General features: G+C 34.3%; 1 protein-coding gene. It reads left to right on the top strand.

Annotation, left to right across the window (positions count from 1 at the left end; all coding sequences use genetic code 11):
- The first annotated feature begins 151 nt into the window (after positions 1–151).
- On the top strand, positions 152–1,585 hold the full coding sequence (locus KPL38_RS19100; RefSeq protein ID WP_216290719.1) for a DDE-type integrase/transposase/recombinase: 1,434 nt from the start codon (positions 152–154) through the stop codon (positions 1,583–1,585).
- The last annotated feature ends 226 nt before the right edge of the window (positions 1,586–1,811 follow it).

Genomic DNA, 1,811 nt, shown 5'->3' with positions numbered 1-1,811 from the left:
GATAGTGTAAACACTATCTTTGCTTTATTTATTTGAAACCTTGCTATTGCAAGGGTTATAACTGTTTTTAATATAAAAAACAATGACCCCCTCTCTTTTGGTATAATTGTTGTATCTTACCCCAACAAAAATTACGAAAGAAGGTGCCATTGTGAGTTCAATTATATCAATGTTAGTTACATATAATCAACTACTACTTTCGCAAATAAATCATTTACTTGTTTTTATTGTGAAAAACATACCTCTTAATGCTCCAAAATATGATATGACAAGTCCTAAATATAAAAAACTTACTGTAGATAAATTACCAATTATTAAGACTTTTAAAAAGCTTAATTACATACAACTCTTAGATGAGTATAAAACCACTCATGGCAAGGATAAAAAGCCAGTTAATTTTCGTGGTAAACATCCTATATCACCTGATATTATGTGCCCTCAATGTGGTGCTCCGCACAACTATATCTACGATAATGCTGGCGGTCGTGGGCAGCTTTGGTGCAAGGTTTGCAATCTACATTTCAACAAAAACAAAGTTGATTTGAAGAGTGAGAAGCTCATTTGCCCATTTTGTGGACATGCCCTAAGTAAGAAGAAAGACCGTAAAAATTTCTATATCCATAAATGTGTTAATAAAAAGTGTAGCTTTTACCTTAACTCTCTTTCAAATCTTTCACTTGAAGATATTAAAGAATACAAGGAAGATAAACACAAATTCAAACTTCATTACATTTATCGTGAGTTTACCACTAACTACTTTGATGTAGATTTATCTTCTATGCCAAAAGGTGCAACAAGCCTTAATTTCAGAAACTTTTCTCCTCATGTAATGGGCCTGTGCTTAACATACAACATTAATTTAGGACTATCTACACGCCGTACGGCGCTTGCTCTTTGGGAAATTCATGGAGTTAAAATTTCTCATGTCATGGTTAGTAGATACGCCGTAACAGCTGGTGCCCTGGTTAAACCCTTTGTCGATAATTATGACTATAAGCCTACTAATTATCTTGCCGCTGATGAAACTTATACTAAAGTCAAAGGAACTACTCAATATATTTGGCTTGTTATGGACGCAATCAAAAAATCAATTTTAGGATACCAAGCCTCTTTTATCCGTGATGCAGGGCCCTGTATTTTAACTATGCGTATGGCTTTTGATAAGTTCAAAGAGTTTCCCGGCAAGTCTCTTAAATTCGTTGCTGATGGCTATACTGCATATAAGCTTGCGGAGCAACAGTTTAGACTTAACAACATGGATTTCGACGTAATCCAAGTAATTGGTCTTACCAACGCTGATCCTGTTTCCACTGAGTATCGTTGGCTTAAACAAATAATAGAGCGTCTCAACAGAACATTTAAATTCTCCTATAGAGTTACAAATGGCTTTGGTAGTGAAGAAGGTTCTAACACGCACTTGGCTCTATTTGTAGCCTATTACAACTTTCTCCGCCCACATAGCTACGCTTATTGGGGACCATTGAACTCAATCCCTGAACTTGAAAAGATTTCTACTATGCCAGGGAAATGGCAAAAACTAATTGAACTTTCACAACACCTTATAATAGAAAAACAAGTTGTATAGGTGAATCTATCTTTAATATAGTTAAATTTTTCTTACCCGCTCAGATTTTCTAAAAAGGAACAATCTGAACAGGCCTATTTTGACGCCTTTTTTTATCCGCATATAACAAAATTCTAGATAGTACACATGTCTTGAGATATTTCTATTAATATTTTTGAGTTACAATCCAAAATCCACATCCTAATTATTCCAGTTAATGTTTTTTCATAAGATAGTTAACACTATC

It is taken from the genome of Clostridium psychrophilum (assembly GCF_018861705.1).
In the GTDB taxonomy this organism is placed as follows: domain Bacteria; phylum Bacillota; class Clostridia; order Clostridiales; family Clostridiaceae; genus Clostridium_AD; species Clostridium_AD psychrophilum.
The sequence above is the reverse complement of the archived record's forward strand: the minus strand, read 5'-3'. Positions and strand labels throughout refer to the sequence as shown.